This window comes from Streptomyces sparsogenes, from assembly GCF_001704635.1.
Lineage (GTDB): Bacteria > Actinomycetota > Actinomycetes > Streptomycetales > Streptomycetaceae > Streptomyces > Streptomyces sparsogenes.
Window position 1 is genome coordinate 72,143 of the sequence record NZ_MAXF01000016.1, and the last position, 21,072, is coordinate 93,214.

General features: G+C 73.6%; 16 protein-coding genes. 6 read left to right on the plus strand and 10 right to left on the minus strand.

The features are described 5' to 3' along the window. Positions 1–163: 163 nt before the first annotated feature. The 7 genes from murD to rsmH form a co-directional block, all read right to left on the minus strand. Positions 164–1,630 carry a UDP-N-acetylmuramoyl-L-alanine--D-glutamate ligase gene (gene murD / locus BBH68_RS02450; RefSeq protein ID WP_065958556.1) on the minus strand — a complete coding sequence of 489 codons (1,467 nt, stop codon included), beginning with the start codon at positions 1,628–1,630 and terminating at the stop codon, positions 164–166. Further along, positions 1,615–2,682 (minus strand): phospho-N-acetylmuramoyl-pentapeptide-transferase, encoded by a 1,068-nt coding sequence (mraY, locus tag BBH68_RS02455; RefSeq protein ID WP_065958623.1) that lies wholly within the window; start codon positions 2,680–2,682, stop codon positions 1,615–1,617. Before mraY ends, murD begins: the two co-directional genes overlap by 16 nt. An 8-nt stretch (positions 2,683–2,690) precedes the next feature. Next, positions 2,691–4,130 carry a UDP-N-acetylmuramoyl-tripeptide--D-alanyl-D-alanine ligase gene (locus BBH68_RS02460; protein WP_065958557.1) on the minus strand — a complete coding sequence of 480 codons (1,440 nt, stop codon included), beginning with the start codon at positions 4,128–4,130 and terminating at the stop codon, positions 2,691–2,693. A gap of 62 nt (positions 4,131–4,192) precedes the next feature. Continuing rightward, complete coding sequence (locus BBH68_RS02465) at positions 4,193–5,878, minus strand: UDP-N-acetylmuramoyl-L-alanyl-D-glutamate--2,6-diaminopimelate ligase (protein WP_065958558.1); 1,686 nt, start codon at positions 5,876–5,878, stop codon at positions 4,193–4,195. Positions 5,879–5,961: 83 nt separating this feature from the next. Then, positions 5,962–7,914 (minus strand): penicillin-binding transpeptidase domain-containing protein, encoded by a 1,953-nt coding sequence (locus tag BBH68_RS02470; protein WP_065958559.1) that lies wholly within the window; start codon positions 7,912–7,914, stop codon positions 5,962–5,964. A gap of 55 nt (positions 7,915–7,969) precedes the next feature. Further along, the gene (gene ftsL, locus BBH68_RS02475; protein ID WP_065958560.1) at positions 7,970–8,491 is read right to left on the minus strand and encodes a cell division protein FtsL; all 522 of its coding nucleotides are present in this window, start codon (positions 8,489–8,491) and stop codon (positions 7,970–7,972) included. After that, the gene (gene rsmH / locus BBH68_RS02480) at positions 8,491–9,462 is read right to left on the minus strand and encodes a 16S rRNA (cytosine(1402)-N(4))-methyltransferase RsmH (RefSeq protein WP_065958561.1); all 972 of its coding nucleotides are present in this window, start codon (positions 9,460–9,462) and stop codon (positions 8,491–8,493) included. Before rsmH ends, ftsL begins: the two co-directional genes overlap by 1 nt. Before the next feature lie 410 nt (positions 9,463–9,872). On the opposite strand from rsmH, the gene BBH68_RS02485 reads away from it, so the two are divergent. From BBH68_RS02485 to BBH68_RS02500, 4 genes are all read left to right on the plus strand, one after another. Beyond that, positions 9,873–10,430: a beta-class carbonic anhydrase gene (locus BBH68_RS02485; protein ID WP_065958562.1), complete on the plus strand. Its 558-nt coding sequence runs from the start codon at positions 9,873–9,875 to the stop codon at positions 10,428–10,430. A gap of 203 nt (positions 10,431–10,633) precedes the next feature. Beyond that, on the plus strand, positions 10,634–11,833 hold the full coding sequence (locus BBH68_RS02490) for an AAA family ATPase (RefSeq protein WP_065958563.1): 1,200 nt from the start codon (positions 10,634–10,636) through the stop codon (positions 11,831–11,833). Positions 11,834–11,853: 20 nt separating this feature from the next. Further along, on the plus strand, positions 11,854–13,245 hold the full coding sequence (locus BBH68_RS02495) for a DUF58 domain-containing protein (RefSeq protein WP_065958564.1): 1,392 nt from the start codon (positions 11,854–11,856) through the stop codon (positions 13,243–13,245). Further along, positions 13,242–15,668, plus strand: coding sequence for a transglutaminase TgpA family protein (locus BBH68_RS02500; protein WP_065958565.1), 2,427 nt, complete (start codon positions 13,242–13,244; stop codon positions 15,666–15,668). The genes BBH68_RS02495 and BBH68_RS02500 overlap by 4 nt, the downstream gene beginning before the upstream one ends. 235 nt (positions 15,669–15,903) lie before the next feature. Here BBH68_RS02500 and BBH68_RS02505 read toward each other — a convergent pair whose 3' ends face one another. The 3 genes from BBH68_RS02505 to BBH68_RS02515 all read right to left on the minus strand — a co-directional run bounded on the left by BBH68_RS02505 (position 15,904) and on the right by BBH68_RS02515 (position 17,957). After that, complete coding sequence (locus tag BBH68_RS02505; protein ID WP_065958566.1) at positions 15,904–16,299, minus strand: DUF3040 domain-containing protein; 396 nt, start codon at positions 16,297–16,299, stop codon at positions 15,904–15,906. A gap of 277 nt (positions 16,300–16,576) precedes the next feature. Then, the gene (locus BBH68_RS02510) at positions 16,577–17,365 is read right to left on the minus strand and encodes a methyltransferase (protein WP_065958567.1); all 789 of its coding nucleotides are present in this window, start codon (positions 17,363–17,365) and stop codon (positions 16,577–16,579) included. A 76-nt stretch (positions 17,366–17,441) separates the two neighbouring features. Next, the gene (locus BBH68_RS02515; protein WP_065958568.1) at positions 17,442–17,957 is read right to left on the minus strand and encodes an SAV_6107 family HEPN domain-containing protein; all 516 of its coding nucleotides are present in this window, start codon (positions 17,955–17,957) and stop codon (positions 17,442–17,444) included. A 269-nt stretch (positions 17,958–18,226) separates the two neighbouring features. Here BBH68_RS02515 and BBH68_RS02520 point away from each other — a divergent pair, with 269 nt between their 5' ends. Together BBH68_RS02520 and BBH68_RS02525 are read left to right on the plus strand one after the other, a co-directional pair. Next, complete coding sequence (locus tag BBH68_RS02520; RefSeq protein WP_245737857.1) at positions 18,227–19,015, plus strand: ATP-binding cassette domain-containing protein; 789 nt, start codon at positions 18,227–18,229, stop codon at positions 19,013–19,015. Beyond that, positions 18,987–21,071, plus strand: a complete 2,085-nt coding sequence (locus BBH68_RS02525) for a YhgE/Pip domain-containing protein (RefSeq protein WP_065958570.1) — start codon at positions 18,987–18,989, stop codon at positions 21,069–21,071. The genes BBH68_RS02520 and BBH68_RS02525 overlap by 29 nt, the downstream gene beginning before the upstream one ends. The last annotated feature ends 1 nt before the right edge of the window (position 21,072 follow it).

Here is a 21,072-nt window from a genome sequence, read left to right on the forward strand (position 1 = left end):
CGCCCGCGCGCTCCCGGGGGGCCGCCTGGCCGGCCCGTGGCCCGCCGCGGCCGGTGCCGGGGCGGCCGGGCCGGAAGGCGCGCGGCGTGGCGGGCTGGTCAGCCGTCATGTCGTATCCCCTCCAAGGTCCCCGCGCGAGCGGTCCGCGCGGGGGACCGGCGGGTTACTGCTCGTCCGGCACCCGGCCGGAGGCCAGGTCGTGAACCGCCGCGGCGAAGGCGTCGCCCCGCTTGTTGTAGTTGACGAACATGTCCATCGAGGCGCAGGCCGGGGCCAACAGGACCGTATCGCCCGGCCGGGCGAGCCGGGCCGCTTCCCGGACAGCCGCCGCCATCGCCCCAGTGTCGGTCCGGTCGAGGTCCACGACCGGGACATCTGCCGCGTGTCGCGCGAGCGCTTCCCTGATCAGGCCACGGTCCGCGCCGATCAGCACCACCCCGCGCAGCCGCTTCGCCGAGGCGACGACCAGCTCGTCGAAGGTGGCGCCCTTGGCCAGGCCGCCCGCGATCCACACGATGTGCTCGAAGCTGTCCAACGACGCCTGGGCGGCGTGGGTGTTGGTGGCCTTGGAGTCGTCCACGTACGCCACGCCCGCCACATCCGCGACGTGCTCGACGCGGTGCGGGTCCGGTCGGAAGGCGCGCAGCCCGTCCCGGACCGCCGCGGGCGGGACGCCGAAGGCGCGGGCCAGGGCGGCCGCCGCGAGGGCGTTGGCGATGTTGTGCGGGGCCGGCGGGTTCACGTCGGAGACCTCGGCGAGCTCCTGGGCCTGCTTGTGCCGGTCGGCCACGAAGGCGCGGTCGACCAGGATGTTCTCGACGACGCCGAGCTGGGACGGGCCGGGGGTGCCGAGGGTGAAGCCGATCGCGCGGCAGCCCTCCTCGACATCGGCCGCGCGCACCAGGTCCTCGGTGGCCGGGTCGGCGACGTTGTACACGCAGGCGACCTGGTTGCCCTCGTAGATACGGCCCTTGTCGGCCGCGTACGCCGCCATGGAGCCGTGCCAGTCGAGGTGGTCGGGCGCCAGGTTGAGCACCGCGCCGGAGTGGGCGCGCAGCGACGGCGCCCAGTGCAGCTGGTAGCTGGAGAGTTCCACGGCCAGCACGTCGTACGGCTCGTCGCCGAGCACCACGTCCAGCAGCGAGACACCGATGTTGCCGACGGCGGCGGTGCGCAGCCCGGCCGCCTCCAGGATGGCGGCCAGCATGCGCACGGTGGTGGTCTTGCCGTTGGTGCCGGTGACCGCGAGCCAGGGCGGCGCGTCAGCACTACGCAGCCGCCAGGCCAGCTCCACGTCCCCCCACACCGGGACGCCGGCCTCGGCGGCCGCCCGGAACAGCGGGCTGTCCGGCTTCCAGCCGGGCGTGGTGACGACCAGCTCGGTGCCCTCGGGGAGAGTGTCCCCGTCGCCGAGCCGGACCGTGACGCCGCCCAGCGCCTCCAGCTCGGCCGCCTCGGCGCGCTGCTTCTCGCCGTCGCTGCCGTTGACGACGGTCACCGAGGCCCCGAGGCCCCGCAGCGCACGCGCCGCGGGGACCCCGGAGACGCCGAGTCCGGCGACGGTGACATGCCGCCCGGCGAGGTCGGAGACGGTGAGGTCCGGGACGCCGGGCGTCACTGGGCTCGCCATCCCGCGTAGAAGATGCCGAGTCCGACGATCACGCACATGCCCTGGACGATCCAGAACCGGACCACCACAAGGACCTCGCTCCACCCCTTGAGTTCGAAGTGGTGCTGCAGTGGCGCCATCCGGAAGACGCGCCGCCCGGTGAGCCGGAAGGAGCCGACCTGGATGACCACGGACATGGTGATCAGGACGAACAGGCCGCCGAGGACTGCGATCAGCAGCTCGGTGCGGGAGCAGATGGCCAGGCCCGCGAGCGCCCCGCCCAGCGCGAGGGAGCCGGTGTCGCCCATGAAGATCTTCGCGGGCGAGGTGTTCCACCACAGGAAGCCGAAGCAGGCGCCCATCAGCGCGGAGGCGACGACCGCGAGGTCGAGCGGGTCACGGACCTCGAAACAGGCCGAGGGGTTCATGAGCGTCTTCGCGTTGGCGCAGGACTCCTGGTACTGCCAGACGCCGATGAAGGTGTACGCGCCGAAGACCATCACGGAGGCGCCGGTGGCCAGGCCGTCCAGGCCGTCGGTGAGGTTCACGCCGTTCGACATCGCGAGGATCATGAACAGCGCCCAGATCGCGAAGATCACGGGGCCGAAGGACCAGCCGAAGTCCTGGACGAAGGACAGCCGGTCGGAGGCGGGGGTCTGCTGACGGGCGTCGGCGAAGTTCAGCGACAGGATCGCGAAGGCGACGCCGACGATGAGCTGACCGAGCATCTTCGCCTTGGCCCGCAGGCCCAGGCTCCGCTGCTTGACGATCTTGATGTAGTCGTCGAGGAAGCCGACCAGGCCCATGCCCGCGAAGAGGAAGAGCACCAGCACGCCGGAGAAGGTCGGCTGGCTGCCGGTGATCACCTTCGTCGCCGCGTAGGCGATCAGCGTGGCCAGGATGAAGGAGATGCCGCCCATGGTGGGCGTGCCCTTCTTGCTGCCGTGGCTGCGCGGGCCGTCGTCCCGGATGAACTGGCCGTAGCCCTTGCGCGCCAGCAGCTTGATCAGCAGCGGGGTGCCGATCAGGGTCAGGAAGAGCCCGATGGCTCCCGAGAAGAGGATCTGCCTCATGCCCATGGCTAGACGACCTCACCCTCGCCCTCGAGCAACGCCTGCGCGACCCGCTCCAGCCCCACCGACCTGGATGCCTTCACCAACACGACGTCCCCCGGTCGCAGCTCGCTGCGCAACAGATCGACCGCCGCCCGCACGTCGGACACGTGCACCGACTCCTCACCCCACGAACCCTCGTTCTTGGCGCCCATGTCGAGCCAGGCGGCCTCCTGGCCGCCGACCGCCACGAGCTTGCTGACGTTGAGCCTGACGGCCAGCCGCCCGATCCCGTCGTGCTCGGCCAGTGAGTCCTCGCCGAGCTCGGCCATCGGGCCCAGCACCGCCCACGTGCGCCCCCCTTCCGCCTGGCCGGCCTTGCCCATCGCGACCAGCGCGCGCAGCGCGGCTCGCATGGACTCGGGGTTCGCGTTGTAGGCGTCGTTGACGACCGTCACGCCGTCCGCGCGCTCGGTGACCTCCATCCGCCAGCGGGAGAGCTGATCCGCCTCGGAGAGCGCCACGGCGATCTCGTCGACGGACATGCCCAACTCATGGGCGACGGCGGCCGCGGCGAGCGCGTTCGACACGTGGTGCTCACCGTACAGGCGCATGGTCACTTCGCTGCACCCGGTAGGGGTGTGAAGGGTGAAGGACGGCCGACCGCCCGCGGCGAGCCGGACATTCTCGGCACGCACATCGGCCTCGGCGGCCTCGCCGAAGAACACCGTACGGGCCTTGGTGCGCGCGGCCATGGCGCGTACGAAGGGGTCGTCGGCGTTGAGCAGCGCGACGCCGCCCTCCGCGGCCGGGGGCAGGGCCTCCACCAGCTCGCCCTTGGCCTCGGCGATCGCCTCGCGGCCGCCGAACTCACCGATGTGGGCGGTGCCGACGTTGAGGACCAGGCCGACGCGGGGCGGGGTGAGCTCCGTCAGGTACCGGATGTGGCCCTTGCCCCGGGCGCCCATCTCCAGCACCAGGTGCCGGGTCGTCTCGTCGGCGCTCATCGCGGTCAGCGGCAGGCCGATCTCGTTGTTGAGCGAGCCGGGCGTCCACACGGTGGGGCCGTGGCGCCGCAGCAGCTGCGCGATCAGGTCCTTGGTACTGGTCTTGCCCGCCGAGCCGGTGAGCGCGACCACGGTGGCGGCCAGGCGCTCCACGACGGCATGGGCCAGCGCCCCCAGGGCGGCCTGGACATCGGGCACGACGATCGCCGGCACGGGCGCGTCGGGGGCGGCGGCCGGGATGGGCCGGGCGGCCAGCACCGCCACCGCACCGTCCTCGACCGCGCCGCGCGCGAAGTCGTGCCCGTCCACGCGCTCACCGGGGAGCGCCGCGAAGAGGCCGCCGGGGCGCACCTCGCGGGAGTCGATCACGACGGGTCCGGTGACCTTCCGGTCCATGTCCGGTATGTCGTGCGGCTGCCCGCCGACGATGCCGACGATCTCGGCGAGGGACAGGGGGATCACTGATCACCTCCGGCCGTGCGGGGAAACTGCCGGGAGGGGGCTGGTGCGCGCATGGCGGTCTGTCATCCCTGGTTGTCTTGGCGTTTGACGGCGAGCTCGATGGCTTCGCGCAATACCTGGCGGTCGTCGAAGGGGCGTACCACCCCGGCGATGTCCTGGCCCAGCTCATGGCCCTTGCCCGCGACCAGCACGGTGTCGCCGGGCTCGGCGCGGGCGACGGCGGCGGCGATGGCGTGCGCCCGATCGGCGTCGACCAGCACATCGCCGCGTTCGTGAACGGGCACCTCGGCGGCGCCCGCGAGCATGGTGGCCAGGATCGCCAGCGGGTCCTCGGAGCGGGGGTTGTCGGAGGTCAGGACGGCGGTGTCGGCGTAGCGGGCGACGGCCGCGCCCATGGGGCCGCGCTTGTGCGGGTCGCGGTCGCCCCCGCAGCCGAGGACGGCGTGCAGCCTGCCCTTGGTGACCTTGCGCAGGGCGCGCAGGACCGATTCGACGGCGTCGGTCTTGTGGGCGTAGTCCACGACCGCGAGGTACGGCTGTCCGGCGTCCACGCGCTCGAGCCGGCCGGGCACCCCGGGGACGGCCGCGACGCCGTCGGCGGCCGTCTGCGGGTCGATCCCGGCGACGGCGAGCGCCACGACGGCGGCCAGCGCGTTGGCGACGTTGAAGGGGCCGGGGAGCGGCGCGGCGGCGGTCACGGACTCGCCGTTCGGGCCGAGGATGGTGAACTCGGAGCCGAGCGGGCCCACGGTCACGTCGGCGGCGCGCCAGTGGGCGTCGGGGTGGCCCTCGGCGGAGAAGGTGGTGACCGGGACCTCGGACAGGCCCACCAGGCGCCGGCCGTACTCGTCGTCGAAGTTGATCACCGCCGCGCGGCTGCGCGCCTTGGTGAACAGCTGGGCCTTGGCCTGGAAGTAGTCCTCCATGCCGGAGTGGAACTCCATGTGCTCCGGGCTGAGGTTGTTGAAGACCGCGATGTCGAAGACGCAGCCGTCGACCCGGCCGAGCACCAGGGCGTGGCTGGAGACCTCCATGGCCAGCGAGCGGACCCCGCGCTCGCGCATCACCGCGAACAGGGCCTGGAGGTCGGTGGCCTCGGGGGTGGTGCGCTCGGATTTGAGCCGCTCGTCGCCGATCCGCGACTCCACGGTGCCGATGAGACCGGTGAGCGCGCCGTCGCCCTTGGCGGCCGCCGCCTTCAGCCCGCCCTCGACGAGGTACGCGGTCGTGGTCTTGCCTGAGGTGCCGGTGATGCCGATCTGGAGCAGGTCCCGGCCCGGCTCGCCGTAGATCGTGGCCGCCAGCGCGCCCATCCGGGCGCGCGGGTCCTCGACGGTCAGGACCGGCAGCCCGGTGGCGGCCGCCCGGTCGGCGCCGGCCGGGTCGGTGAGCACGGCGGCCGCGCCGAGATCGGCGGCCTGGGCGGTGAAGTCCGCGCCGTGGAAACGGGCGCCGGGCAGGGCCGCGTACACATCGCCGGGGCGCACGGCCCGCGAGTCGTGGGTGATGCCCGTGACGGCGGCCTCCTCCCCGGACGGGGGGGCATCGATGCCCAGCTGATCGGCCAGCTCCCCCAGCGGAATGGGGCGGACCTGGAGGGGGCGCGGCGCGCCCGGGTAGCTCGCGGGAACATCCTTCCGAGCGAGCTGAGAGGACTGAGAGGTTTGGGACTGATCAGCGTGGGGCACGGCGTGAGCGTACCCGCCGCACCCGCTCCCCCGCGAAATCAGGGGGGGTCCCGCGCGCAGCGCGGACGGTTGAGGGTGGTGGTGGGAGACGGGTGGGCCAGGGGGCCCCGCGCGGAGTGATCGGGGTCACTGCCCGGGTCGGCTCACCGGCTGGGGTCGTAGCTGACCGGGAGCCGCGCCGGGCGCTTCCCGGACGGGGCCACCTTCAGGGTCTTCAGGGAGAACTCCATCACCCGCTTGAAGACCGGCCCGCAGACCTGGCCCCCGAAGTAGCTGCCCTTGGTCGGGTTCTGGACGGCGCAGTACACGGTCACCCGTGGCTGGTCGGCGGGCGCGAAGCCCGCGAACGAGGCCGTGTAGCCGTGGTAGCGGCCGGTCTTCGGGTCCACCCGGTTGGAGGTGCCGGTCTTGCCCGCGACGCGGTAGCCGGGGATCTTCGCCTTCGTTCCGGTGCCCTGCTCGTTGTCGACGACGGACTCCAGCATGGCCGCGAGCGTCTTCGCGGTCTTCTCGCTGACCACCCTGGTCCGTTTGGGGGCCTTGGCGGCCGTGAAGCCGCCGCTGGAGTCCCGGGAACCGCGCACCAGGGACGGCTGGACGCGCTCGCCGCCGTTGGCGATGGTGGAGTAGACGGAGGCCGCCTGCACGGCGTTGAGCGACAGGCCCTGGCCGAAGGGGATCGTGTACTGCTGTGAGGCGCTCCAGTCCTCCGGCTTGGCCAGGATGCCCCGGGTCTCGCCGGGGAAGCCAAGACCGGTGTACCGGCCGATGCCGAACTTCCGCAGATAGGAGTAGAGGACCCGGTCGGCCTGCTTCTGGTTCTTCCCCAGCTGCTCGGTGGCCAGGATCGTGCCGATGTTGCTGGACTTGGCGAGCACCCCGTTGAGGGTGAGGTACCAGGTGGGGTGGTCGATGTCGTCGGCGAAGGCGCGGTCGGCGCGCGGGAGCCGGTTGGGGACCACCACATGGGTGTTCCAGGTGGCGGCGCCCTCCTCCAGGACGGCGGCCATCGACATGAGCTTGCTGACGCTGCCCGGCTCGTACGCGTCCGAGAGCGCGGCGTTGCCCAGGGCGTCCGCGTTCGCGTCCGAGATGTCGTTGGGGTCGAAGCCCGGGGCGTTGGCCAGGGCCAGGATCTCGCCGGTGCGGGTGTCCTGGACGATCACGTAGCCGCGGTCGGCCCGGGACTTCGTCACCTGCTCGCTGATGGCGCTCTGCGCGGCCCACTGGATGTCGCGGTCGATCGTCAGCTCGACGTCGCTGCCGGGCACCGCGGGCTGCTCCTTGACGTCGCCGGTGGGCACCTGGCGGCCGCCGGACTGGGCGTAGACGCGCTTGCCGTCCTTGCCCGCGAGCCGCTTGTTCAGCTCCCGCTCGACACCGGCGGCGCCGTGCCCCTCCGCGTCCACGAAGCCGAGCACGCCGGCGGCGAGGTCGCCGTTGGGGTAGACGCGCTTGCTGTGCGCCTCGCGGTTGACCCCGGCCAGGACGTTGACGCCCTTGCCCTTGGCCGCCGAGCCGTCGAGGGCGTTCTTGAGGTCCTTGATCTGGTTCCACACCTGGGGGGTCTGCTGGCGGGCCAGGACCACGTACTTCGACTTCGGGTTGGCGGTGAGCTTCCGCTCCAGGTCCGCCTGGTCCTTGCCGAGGATCGGCGCGAGCAGCGCGGCGGCCTGGCGCGGCGCGTCGTCGATCTTCGCCGTCTCGGGGGTGAGGAGGTCGGGGGCCGCGGTGATGTCGTACGCGTCCACGGTGGTGGCCAGGTCGACGCCGTGGCGGTCGGTGATCGAGCCGCGCTCGGCGGGCAGGGTGACCGGGATGTAGCGGTTCACATTGGCCTTCGCCGCGTACGCGTTGGCGTCGACGGCCTGCACCTGGAGCAGCCGCACCACGAAGGCCAGCATGACCAGGGTCAGGCCGAGGCTGATCAGCCGCAGCCGGGGGCGCGGGCTGCCCAGCCGCAGCGGCGCGGCGTTGCCCGGGCGGGCGGTCCCGGGCCGCCGCGAGGCGGGGCGCGCGGCGCCCTGGCGCGGGCGGCCGCCGCCCCGGGGGCGCGCGGGTCCTGGCAGGCGGCGGGGGTCGCGGGGGGCCGTCACGCGGCCGCCCCCGGACCGGGCTGGGCGCAGGCGGAGGGTCGCGTCACCGTGTCACCTACCGGGGGGCGGGGGTCTCGGACTGGGCGGTGCCGGACGCGGTGGCGGACGGCGTCGGGGAGGCCTGGGAGGAGGCCGCGCCGGGCGCGGCCGGCGAGCGCGGCACGGTCGGCGTCGGCGCGGCTGCCGAGGGCTGGGCCGAGGGGGACGCGGCGGGCGGCGTCGGGAGGGGCGCGGCGGGGGCGCGGTACACCGACGGCCCGCCGGACGCGGGGGTGGGCGTGCCGCTGACGCTGCCGTCCGGGTTCAGGAAGGCCGGGCTGCCGCCGGGCACCATCCCGAGCTTCCTCGCGCGCCGCTCGAGCGCGTCCGGCGCCGAGAGCCTGTCCACTTCCTGTTGCAGCGCCTGGCGCTCGTCGGACAGCTCCGTGGTCTGCCTCTCCAGCCTGCTCAGCTCGAAGGACCCCTGGTTGAGGGAGGAGTTGAGCAGCAGCAGCGCGATCAGGCCGGAGCCCAGCAGCACGACGACCAGCAGCACGAACGGCGTACGCCGCGCCGCCCGCGGCCCCCCGGCGGCCATCAGCGCGTCCCCTCGTTCGCTTCCTCGCGGATGCGCTCCGCGCCCCGCAGCCGGGCGGGGGCGGCGCGGCGGTTCTCGGCGACCTCCTGCCCCGTGGGGAGTTCGGCGCCGCGGGTGAGCAGCTTCAGGCGGGGCTGGTAGCGCTCCGGTACGACCGGCAGGCCGGGCGGCGCGGTGATCTCCGCGCCGGCCGCGAGCACCTGCTTGACGAGGCGGTCCTCGAGCGAGTGGTAGGAGAGGACGGCGATCCGGCCGCCGACCGCGAGGGCCGCGACCGCCGCCGGAATGGCGCGCTCCAGGACCGTCAGCTCGCCGTTGACCTCGATCCGCAGCGCCTGGAAGGTGCGCTTGGCGGGGTTGCCACCGGTGCGCTTGGCCGCCTGCGGCAGGGCCTCGCGGATCAGTTCCACCAGCCGGGCGCTGGTGCGGAACGGCTCCTTCGCGCGCTCGCGCACCACCGCGTCCACGATCTTCCTGGCGAACTTCTCCTCGCCGTACGTCCGCAGGATCCGCACCAGCTCGCCGGGCGGGTAGGTGTTGAGCACCTCGGCCGCGCTGATCCCCGTCGTCTGGTCCATCCGCATGTCCAGCGGCGCGTCCTGTGCGTAGGCGAAGCCGCGCTCGGCCTCGTCCAACTGCATGGACGACACGCCGAGGTCGAAGAGGACGCCCTGGACGCGCGGGACGCCGAGCCGGGCGAGGACCTCGGGGAGCTCGTCGTAGACGGCGTGCACGAGCGTCGCCCGGTCGCCGTAGGGGGCCAGCCGCTCGCCGGAGAGCTTCAGCGCGGCCGGGTCGCGGTCCAGCGCGATCAGCCTGGCGTCGGGGAACGTGCGCAACAGCGCCTCGCTGTGCCCGCCGAGGCCCAGGGTGCAGTCCACCACCACCGCCCCGGGCCGGGTCAGGGCGGGGGCGAGCATGTCCAGGCAGCGCTGGAGCATGACGGGGACGTGGAGAGCGTTGCTGCTCATTGCGCTGCTCGTGCGCCCTTCTGCGGGTCGGGCGAGGAGGGCACGCACCGCCGGGTCCCCGCCCGCTCTGAAGGGGAAGTGGCCTACTGGCGCCGGGGAAGTGACGTCAGGCGGCCGGAGCGGGAGGAGGCCGAGTGGTACGTACGCACCGCGCTCACAACGAAATTCCGGGATCCTAGGGGAGCGTCGCGCCTCCCACTTCGCGCCACTTTAGTCCACTCGTCCCTTCGGTCAACCAACCGGCTGGCGCGCCCGCCCCGGGTGTCGAAAACACTCCGTGCGGGCGCGCGGTGGCGCGGGCGCCCTCAGTGTGGGGTCTCTCACACCGGGAGCCGCGCGCCGGGCGATGCACCCGTTTGCCCTATCTAAAGAAAAGACAAAATCCGCTGGTGAAAGGTAGTGTCTCCGCCATGTCGATATCGTCTCCGCAGCCGCTGCCCCAGCCCACCGACAGCGCCGTCGGCACGGGAGGTACCGTCACCGATCGCCTCGTAGAGGCCAACCGTCGCTACGCCGCCGAGTTCCAGGACCCCGGCATGGACGCCCGCCCCGTGCTGCGCGTCGCCGTGGTCGCCTGCATGGACGCGCGCCTCGACCTGCACGAGGCGCTCGGCCTGGAGCTGGGCGACTGCCACACCATCCGCAACGCGGGCGGTGTGGTCACCGACGACGTCATCCGATCCCTGACCATCAGCCAGCGCGCGCTGGGCACCCGCAGCGTCGTGCTGATCCACCACACGGGCTGCGGCCTGCTGAACTTGACCGAGGACTTCCGGCACGAACTCGAGGACGAGGTCGGCCAGCGTCCGTCGTGGGCGGTCGAGGCGTTCAAGGACATCGACGCCGACGTACGCCAGTCGATGCAGCGGGTGCGCACCTCTCCGTTCCTGCTCCACACGGAGGATGTGCGCGGCTTCGTCTTCGACGTGACGACCGGCCTGCTGCGCGAGGTCCAGCCGCGCGGGTGAGCCCGTTTTAACTCCCCAAACCCCTCCAGTCCCGGCAAATCGCCTCGGGTTATCCACAGCCGAGTGACGAGATGAGGCGGGGACCGCAAGAATGCGTATGTGACATCGCCCCCCGCGGCCTGCGGGGGGCCGATGCCAGCGTGTTGCGGTGGGCCGGTCCGTTCCGAGGGCAGCGGCCCCGGGATCGGGCCGAGGAGGGCCGGGTGACGACCTATGACGAGCGAGCGAGCCTCAGCGATCTGACCACCACAGCGGAGCGGGTCCGCAGGTCGGTGGAGGGTGTGATCGAGGGCAAGCCCGAGGTCGTGCGGCTTTCGCTGACCGTGCTGCTCGCGGAGGGGCATCTCCTGCTGGAGGATGTCCCGGGCGTGGGGAAGACCATGCTCGCCAAGGCGCTCGCGAAGTCCATCGACTGCTCGGTGCGCCGTATCCAGTTCACTCCCGACCTGCTGCCGTCGGACATCACCGGTGTGAGCGTCTACGACCAGCAGCAGAAGGACTTCGAGTTCAAGCCGGGCGCGATCTTCTCCCAGATCGTGATCGGCGACGAGATCAACCGGGCCTCGCCCAAGACCCAGTCGGCGCTGCTGGAGTCGATGGAGGAGCGGCAGGTCACCATCGACGGGCAGACGTATGAGCTGCCGACCCCGTTCATGGTGGTGGCCACGCAGAACCCGATCGAGATGGAGGGCACCTACCCGCTGCCCGAGGCGCAGCGCGACCGCTTCATGGCGCGGGTCTCGATCGGCTATCCCAGCCCGCAGGCCGAGCTGCAGATGCTGGACATCCACGGCGGCGTCTCCCCGCTGGACGACCTGCGGCCGGTGGCCCACGCCCATGAGATCGCCAAGCTGATCGAGGCGGTGCGCGAGGTCCATGTGGCCGAGGCGGTCCGGCGGTACGCGGTCGACCTGGTCTCCGCCACCCGCAACCACCCCGACCTGCGGCTGGGCGCGTCCCCCCGGGCGACGCTGCATCTGCTGCGGGCGGCCAAGGCGGCCGCCGCGCTGGCCGGGCGGGATTTCGCCCTGCCCGACGACGTGCAGTCGCTCGCCGTCGCCGTGCTGGCCCACCGGCTGCTGCCCACCGCGCAGGCCCAGCTGAACCGGCGCACCGCGGAGCAGGTGGTCGCGGACATCCTGCAGCGCACCCCGGTGCCCAGTGCGACGCCTCGCGGGGCGGGCCCCGTGCCGCCCGGCGCGGCCCCGATGCCCCCCGCGGGGGCCCCGATGCCACCCGTCGCCGGTCCGATGCCGCCGGGAGTCGGCCAGGTCCCGCCGGGGGCCGGTCCGATGCCGCCCGTCGCCGGCCAGGTCCCGCCCGGCGCCGGTCCGATGCCGCCCGCGCCGCCCGCGCCCCCCGTTGAGTACGGCCGGCAGCCGCCGGGCGCGCGGAAGCTGTGATGACGGCAGGGGGGACGGGCATGGCCCCCGGCGAAGGCGACGTCGACGGCGACGACCGTGACGGCCGACAGGACAGGGGCGGGGTGCGCGCGGCGCTCGCCGGGCTGACCACCCGCGGCCGCTCGTTCCTGGCCGCCGGTGTGGCGGCCGCGGTGTGCAGCTATGTCCTGGGGCAGGCGGATCTGCTGCGGGTCGGGCTGCTGCTCGCCGCGCTGCCCCTGGTGTGCGTGGCCGTGGTCTACCGCACCCGCTATCAGGTGGCGGGCAGCAGACGGCTCTCCCCCGCGCGGGTCCCGGCGGGCTCCGAGGCCCGGGTGCACCTGCGCGTCGACAATGTCTCGCGGCTGCCCACCGGGCTGCTGATGCTGCAGGACCGGGTGCCGTATGTGCTCGGGCCGCGACCCCGCTTCGTGCTGGACCGGGTGGAGCCGGGCGGGCGGCGCGAGGTGTCCTACCGGGTGCGCTCCGACCTGCGGGGCCGCTATCCGCTCGGCCCGCTGCAACTGCGGCTGAACGACCCGTTCGGGATGTGCGAGCTCACCCGCTCCTTCAGCGCCTACGACACGCTGACGGTGGTGCCCCGGGTCGAGCCGCTGCCCCTGGTCCGCTTCACGGGTGAGGCCATGGGCTACGGCGACGGGCGGCACCGCTCGCTCGCGCTCGCCGGCGAGGACGACATCATCCCGCGCGGCTACCGCCACGGCGACGACCTGCGCCGGGTCCACTGGCGGTCCACCGCCCGCTACGGAGAGCTGATGGTCCGCCGGGAGGAGCAGCCGCAGCGCGCCAGCTGCACGGTGCTGCTGGACACCCGGCGGATCGCCCACCAGGGCTCGGGCCCCGACTCGGCGTTCGAGTGGGCGGTCTCCGGCGCGGCCTCGGCCGCGGTGCACCTGCTGGAGCGGGGCTACGGGGTCCGGCTGCTGACCGACACCGGCACCTCGGTGCCGGGCCCGGACAGCGGGGGTGGCTTCACCGGCTCGGGCCATGACTCGGCGGACACGGCCGGGCTGATGCTGGACACCCTCGCGGTGGTGGACCACTCCGAGGAGGGCGGGCTCGCCCGGGCCTACGAGGCGCTGCGCGGGGGCAACGAGGGACTGCTGGTGGCGTTCCTCGGCGATCTTGACGAGGAGCAGGCGACGATGGTCGGGCGGATGCGGCACCGCACCGGGACGGCGGTGGCGTTCGTGCTGGACGGCGCCGCCTGGTCCCGGGGCGGCTGGGCCGCGGACCCGCGGGGTCAGCAGGAGCGGCTGCGGCTGCTGCGGGAGTCGGGGTGGACGGCGCTGCCGGTCTCCCCGGGCACCTCGCTGGCGCAGCTGTGGCAGCAGGCCGACGCCCAGGGCGGGGCCCGGGCCGACGCCGGCCCGCGCCTGGCGGGCGGCGGCATGACGGGGGGCTGGGCATGAGCGGAAGCGTGCGACTGGCGATATGCGGCGCGCTGGCGACGGTGGCGGCCGCCTGTGCGCTGCTGCCGCTGGTCGACAAGCCCGGCTGGCTCGTGGAGGCCGCGCTGCTGCTGGCGATCCAGAGCACGGTCGGCGCGCTGGCCCGCCGGGTGCCGCTGGCGCGCCCGCTGACCGTGGCGGCGCAGGCCGTGGCGGGGCTGCTGCTGCTCACCCTGGCCTTCGCCCGCCAGCAGGCGTTCGCCGGGCTGCTGCCGAGCCCGCGGGCCTTCCAGGAGCTCGGGCGGCTGCTGGAGCAGGGCACCGTCGACGTGGGGCAGTACGCGATCCCGGCCCCGGTCACCGACGGCATCCGGCTGCTGCTGGTGGGCGGGGTGCTGGTGATAGGTCTCGTGGTCGACGTGCTCGCGGTGACCTACCGCAGCGCCGCCCCCGCCGGGCTGCCGCTGCTCGCGCTGTACTCGGTCGCGGCGGGCCTGTCGGACGGCGGCAGGGACTGGCTGTGGTTCCTGGTGGCGGCGAGCGGCTATCTGCTGTTGCTGCTGGCCGAGGGGCGGGACCGGCTGTCCCAGTGGGGCCGGGTGTTCAGCGGCGGCGCCGCGCGCCCGTACGGCATGGCCCCCTCGGGCCTGGCCGCGGCGGGCGGCGGCCCGGCGCCGGCCCCGGTCCGCACCGGCCGCAGGATCGGCGCGCTCGCGCTGGGCATCGCCGTGGCGGTGCCCGCGGTGCTGCCGTCCCTGGACGGCGGGCTGCTGGACCAGCAGAACGGCGGGAGCGGCTCGGGCGGCGGGAGCGGCACCATCTCGGCGGTGAATCCGCTGGTGTCCCTGCAGGACAGCCTCAACCAGCCGCAGAACCGCGAGGTGCTGCGGTACCGCACCTCCTCCGCGACCACCCAGGACATGTATCTGCGGATCGTCGCGCTGGACAAGTTCGACGGGGAGACGTGGAAATCCTCGGAGCGGCACGTCCAGGACGTGCCCGACAATCTCCCCACCCCCTCAGGGCTCGGCCCCTCGGTCCGCGTCTCCTCGATCGACACCTCGATCAAGGCCTCCGGCTGGTACGCGCAGAACTGGCTGCCCCTCCCCTATCCCGCCATGAAGGTCGAGATCGGCGGCCGCTGGCGCTACGAGCCGGAGGGCCGGACGCTGGTCGGTGACCGCGGGCAGACCACCCGTGGCGTGCGGTACCAGGTCAACAGCCTGGTCGTGGAGCCGACGGCGGCCCAGCTGGCCGCCGCGCCGAGCCCGTCGGCGAAGCTGCTGCGCGAGTACACCAAGGTGCCTGACTCGCTGCCGGCCGTGGTGGCCCGCACGGCGCGGCAGGTCACCGCGGGCTCCACGAACGCGTATGAGCAGGCGGTGAAGCTGCAGGACTACTTCGCGGTGAACGGCGGGTTCCGCTACGACACGCGGGTGCGGTCGGGCAGCGGCTCGACCGCCATCGTGAAGTTCCTGCGCCAGAAGGAGGGCTTCTGCGTCCACTTCTCCTTCGCCATGGCGGCCATGGCCCGGACCCTGGGCATCCCGGCGCGGGTGGCCGTCGGGTTCACCCCCGGCACGGCGCAGGCGGACGGCTCGGTGTCGGTCGGGCTCAAGGACGCGCACGCCTGGCCCGAGCTGTACTTCGAGGGCGTCGGCTGGACCCGCTTCGAGCCCACCCCCAGCCGCGGCACCCAGCCCGACTACACGATGGAGCAGACGCCGTCCGGCGACTCCACCGACGAGCCGACGCAGGCGCCCACCACGTCCGAGGAGCCGTCGGCGGCCCCCTCGGCGTCGGACAGCTGCGCGCAGGACGGGAAGAAGCTCGGCGAGTGCGGCGCGGTCCCGGGTGAGCAGCCCGACAACACCTCCTCGAGCGGCGGCTGGTCGATGAGCACGCGGGTCGGCTGGAGCTCGTTCGCGGCGCTGCTGCTCCTCGTACCGCTGCTGCCCATGCTGTGGCGGCAGCGGCTGCGGTCCCGCAGACTGGGCGGCTCCGGCGGGCGCACCGAGGAGGACGCGGCCGACCGGATCCTGGCGGCCTGGCGCGAACTGGTCGACACCGCCTGGGACTTCGGGATCACCCCGGACGACTCCCAGACCTCGCGCAGCGCGGTGGCCCGCATCGTGCGCGGGGCGGATCTCGGCCAGGAGGCGGCCGAGGCGGCGCGGCGGGTCGCGACGGCGGTCGAGCAGGTGCTCTACGCGCCGCGGCCGCGTCCGGCGCCGGGCATCGGGGACGACGTGCGGCTGGTCCTGGCGGGCTTCCGGGCCACGTCCGGCCGGTGGGCCCGGCTGCGCGCGCTGCTGGCCCCGCGGTCGGCGGTCCGGGTGGTGTGGGCCGCCTCGGCCCGCCGGTCGGCGCTGGTCGAGCGGTGGGGCGCGCCCCGGTGGGCACGCTGGGTGTCCGGGCTGCGCCCCAGCCGCCAGCGGAGCTGACGGGGCAGGGCTGACGGGGCCCGGGTACGCACACGCGAGGGGCGGCCGCCGGATGGCGGCCGCCCCTCGCTCAGGCGTGAAGCTCAGGTATGAAGCCCGGGCATGAGACGCGGAGTGCCGGATGCGAAGCGCAGGCCCGCTCGTGCGTGGCCTTGCTGCTCATCCGCGGCCCTGCCCTGCCGGACGGCGTATGCGCTCAGCTTCCCGGAAGGCGCTCAGCCGGCCCCGCAGGACCTCAGTGGCCCTGCTCGTCGCGGCGGCGCTGCCACCGCTCCTCGATCCGGCTCATCATGGAGCGGCGCGGACGGCTCTGGCGCCGGGCCGCGGGCCCGCCCGCCTGGGGTCGCTCACCGGGCTTGGGCGCCTTGCGCCAGCCGGTCACCGCGAGCCCGGCGCACCCCAGCATGACGAGGAACCCCACCACGCTGATCCAGATCTGCTGCGGGATGATCACGCCGACCATCAGGAGCGCGACGCCTACCAGAAAGCCCGCGATCGCCTGGTAGACCCGTCGCCGGGTGTACGTGCGCAGGCCGGTACCCTCAAGCGCTGTCGCGAACTTGGGGTCTTCGGCGTACAGCGCTCGCTCCATTTGCTCGAGCATGCGCTGCTCGTGCTCCGAGAGCGGCACGGAGTCCTCCTACTCGTCGGTCGCGGGGGGCGACCGGGGTGCGACCCTTTCAGGATAGGCAGGGAATCGCCCCCGTGAAACCCGCCCCTCTGCGCCAATTCGTCACCGGTACGGCGTGGCGTTTGTTGACGCTGAGACCTGCATTCCCCTCCCGCCCATCCGCCATGCCGGACGGTTACCCCGATCATACGGGGACAAGCGGCCGATCGGGGGGCCTGGGGCCTACTCCATCCACCCCGCCCGTCCCGCGGTCACGCAGGTGAGGGGCGGGTAGCGGTCAGTCGCGCTCCGCCAGCACATGCAGCTGGGTGGCGACGGCGTGGAAGGCGGGCAGCTCGGCGGCGGCCGCCTCCAGCTGAAGCAGGGCCTCCAGCGCGTCGGGCTCGGTGTCGACCAGCACGCCCGGGACCAGGTCGGCGAAGACCCGCACCCCGTGCACCGCGCCGACCTCCAGGCCCGCCGCCTCGACCAGTGCGGTCAGCTGCTCGGAGGTGAAGCGGCGGGGCACCGGGTCGCCGGCGCCCCAGCGGCCCGCCGGATCGGCAAGCGCTTGCCGGGCCTCGGTAAAGTGACCGGCCAGTGCCCTGGCGAGCACCGCGCCGCCGAGGCCCGCGGCGAGCACGCTGAGGGTGCCGGCCGGGCGCAGGGCCGCCACCGCGTTCCTCAGGCCCTCGGCGGGGTCGTCGACGTACTCCAGCACGCCATGGCACAGCACCACGTCGTAACCGCCGCGCTCGGCCACGTCGAACAGGCCGTGGGCGTCCCCCTGGATGCCGCGGACCCGGTCGGCGACCCCGGCCTCGGCGGCCCGCCGCTCCAGCGCGAACAGCGCGTTGGGGCTCGGATCGACCACGGTGACCCGGTGGCCGAGGCGGGCGACCGGCACGGCGAAGTTGCCGCTGCCGCCTCCGGTGTCGAGCACGTCGAGCACACCGGGCGCGCCCTCGCCCGCGCCCTGCGCGGGAGCCTGGCCCACCGCCTTGACCCGGCGGTCCAGGGCGTCTTTGAGGACCTCCCACACCACGGCGGTACGGAGGGACGCACGGGGGCGCAGCGGGTCTGACACGGCGGGTGGCTCCTCGGCGGGGTGCCGCCACCGCCTGCGGCGGTGACGACGAGTTACTGACGTCGGCGCTCCCAGCCTATTGCCTCTGCTGAGGCTGCCGCTCGGGCAGGGCGGGCTGGAGGGCCAGCATCCGCTCGACCAGGCGCAGGAACGTCGCGGCGGCGCGCTGCAGGTCGTCCGCGTCCCGGCAGGTGGCCGCGCCCGGTATGCCCGCCTCGGCGCGGGCCCGGCGGTCGGCGCCGGCGGCGAACAGGGCGCTCCACTCGGTCAGTTCGGGGGCGACCTCGGGCAGCACCTCCCAGGCGCTGCGGATCCGCGCGCGGCGGCGCGCGGTGGGCTCGGGGCGGCCGCGCACGGCGAGCACGGCGGCCGCCGTGCGCAGGGCGGCCAGATGGGCGGTAGCGAAGCGCTCGTTGGCGGTCTCGAGACCGGCGGCCTCCTCGAGGCCGTGGTGGGCCTGGGCGAGCAGGTCGAGCGCGGCGGGCGGGGCGGCCGCGCGGCGCAGGACGGGGTGGACATCGCTCGCGGGGCCGGTCAACGAAGGGGCAGGGGCGGCGGCACGGTGCCGGCGCGCTGCGGCGGTACTGGCCATGACGAACCTCCTGTCGTCGCGTGGCGGCCGATCGTGTGGTAGAGCGACCGCCGTATGGGTCCATCGTGGGGCACACCACTGACAATCGGCCCTGACCTGCGCGAACGCCTCCAACGGCGCCCGACGGCCGAGACCGTCAGTACCCGGCAGGCAAGACCGGCGGCATCCGGGCGGCGAGACCGGCGGCACCCGGTTGGCGAGCGGGCCCGACAATGCGTCATACTCGTTTTTGCACTGACCAGTCAGTTCAATCAAGGGAGTGGGTTCTCGTGGAGAGCACCCCGACCGGAGCGGCCGTCACGGCCGAGGGGCTGGGCGTCCAGGGCCCGCACGGCTGGGCGTTCCGCGATGTCGCCGTCGCCGCCGACCCGGGCTCGCTGATCGCCGTGGCCGGACCGTCGGGTTCCGGCCGTACCTGTCTGCTGCTCACGCTCACCGGCCGGATGCGGCCCACGGAAGGCCGCGCCGAGGTCGCAGGTCTCCGTGTGCCCCGACAAATGGCGGCCATACGGCGAATCAGCGCCCTCGCCCATGTGCCGGGCGTCACCGACCTGGAGCCCGCGCTCACGGTCGGCGAGCACCTGCGCGAGCGCGCGCTGCTGCAACGCCGGTTCGCCGACTCCCCGCGCGGGCTGCTGCGGCCCCGGCGGGAGCGCGCGGCCGAGTCCCGGGCCCGGATCGAGGCGGCGCTCGGCGACGCCGGGCTGGACCTGGAGACGCTGCCCAAGGGCCCGCGCACGGCCGTACGGGACCTGGAGCGGCTGGAGGCGCTGCGGCTGTCGGTGGCGCTCGCGCTGGTCTCCCGGCCCCGGCTGCTGGCGGTCGACGACATCGACCTGAAGCTCTCGGACGCCGAGCGCGAGCAGGCCTGGGCGCTGCTGCGAGGCCTCGCGGAGGCGGGCCACACGGTCCTGGCGGTGTGCGGCCAGGCCCCGGACGGCGCGGTCGTGGTCTCCACCGCGCCCGAGGACGCGAACGCCGGGGACACCGAGAACGCCGGGGACAAGGACGGGAAAGAGGGGGCGGCGGATGCGCTCGTCGAAACTGGCCGCGCTTGAGCTGAGGCGGTTCGGCAGGGGCCGGCTCCCCCGGGCGGCGCTCGCCGCCCTGGTCCTGCTGCCGCTGCTCTACGGCGCGCTGTACCTGTGGTCGTTCTGGGATCCGTACGGACGCCTCGACAAGCTCCCGGTCGCGCTCGTCAACGCCGACACCGGCGCCACCGTCAAGGGGGAGAAGATCCACGCGGGGGACGAGATCACCCGCAACCTGCTGCGCAGTGACACCTTCGACTGGCACCGCACCAGCGCCGCCGAGGCCCGCCGGGGGGTGGAGGACGGCAGGTACTACCTGTCGCTGACCATACCCGCGGACTTCAGCGAGCGGGTGGCCTCCAGCTCCGGCGACTCGCCCGAGACCGGCGCCCTCCAGGTGCGCACCAACGACGCCAACAACTACATCGTCGGCCAGATCTCCCGCACGGTCTTCTCCGAGGTCCGCTCCGCCGCCTCCACCAAGGCGTCCCGCACCTTCTACGACAAGATCTACGTGTCGTTCTCCGACATCCACGGCGAGACGGAGAAGGCCGCCAAGGGCGCCGACAAGCTCGACGAGGGCATCGGGAAGGCCGAGAAAGGCGCGAACGACCTCGCCAAGGGCCTGGGCCGGGCCAAGAAGGGCGCGCATTCGCTCAAGAGCGGGCTGACCACGCTCAACCGGGGTGCGGGCACCCTGGAGACGGGCGCGGGCAAGGTCGCCGACGGCACGCAGGCCCTCTCGGACAAGGTCAACAGCGTGGCGGGCAAGGTGGGTCCGTTCCTCAAGCAGAACGGCGAGGAGATCGGCAGGGTCGCCCAGCGGGTCGCCGACGCCTCCAAGAAGGCCTCGGACAGCCTCGGCGACCTCCCCACCCAGGCCGCCGACGCCGCCACCAAGGCCCGCGCGGCCTCCGACGAGCTGGCCGCCGACTACAGGACGCGCTGCGAGGGCGCGGTGGAACTCGCCCCCGACTGCCCGGCGTTGAAGAAGGCGGTCGGCGCGGCCGACACCGCCGCCGACGTGGCCGAGGACGTCGACGACCTCATCCAGGACCACACCGCCGAACTCACCACGCTCGGGAACCACCTGGACGACCTGCACGACAAGTCACAATGGCTCGCCGACAACGCCCCGCACCTCGGCGACGACCTCGACAACGCCGTCGCCAAGATCAACGCCCTCAACTCGGGCGCGCACAAGGTCGCCAAGGGGGCCGACCGCCTCCACACCGGGCTCACGACCGCCAAGGGCGGCGCGTCCACCCTGGACACCGGCCTCGGCACGCTCCGCGACGGCGCCGGCTCGCTCAGCGGCGGGCTGATCAAGCTCTCCGACGGCTCCGGCAAGCTCTCCGGCGGCCTGCACGACGGCGCCGCGAAGATCCCCGACTACGACAAGAAGGACCGGGACGCGCGTACGGAGGTGATGGCCGACCCCGTCCAGCTCGCCAGCCGGGACCTGCACCAGGCGCCCAACTACGGCACCGGCTTCGCCCCGTACTTCATCCCGCTCTCCCTCTGGGTCGGCGCGATGGTCGCCTACATGCTGATCCCGCCGCTCAACCGGCGCGCCCTGGCCGCGGGCGCCTCCTCCTGGCGGGTGGCGCTGGCGGGCTGGCTGCCGGTCGTGGCGATCGGCGTGCTGCAGACGGCGGCGCTGATGGCCGTGCTGCACTGGGCGGTGGGGCTGCGGATGGCCCGGGCCGCGGGGACGATCGGCTTCCTGTTCCTGGTGGCCGCCTGCTTCGCGGCGATCGTGCAGTGGCTGAGCGCCCGCTTCGGACCGGCCGGCCGGATCCTGGTGCTGGCCCTGCTGATGCTCCAGCTGACCTCGGCGGGCGGCACCTATCCGGTGCAGACCAGCCCCCGGTTCTTCAACGCCCTTCACCCCTTCCTGCCGATGAGTTACGTCGTGGACGCGCTGCGCCGGCTCATCACGGGCGGCGGGCTCGGCCCGGTGTGGCTGGCCTGCGGGGTGCTGCTCGGGTTCACCGCGGCGACCCTCGCCCTCACCGCCTGGTCCGCCCGGCGGGGGCAGGTCTGGTCGGTCAAACGGCTGCACCCGGAGCTGAGCCTGTGAT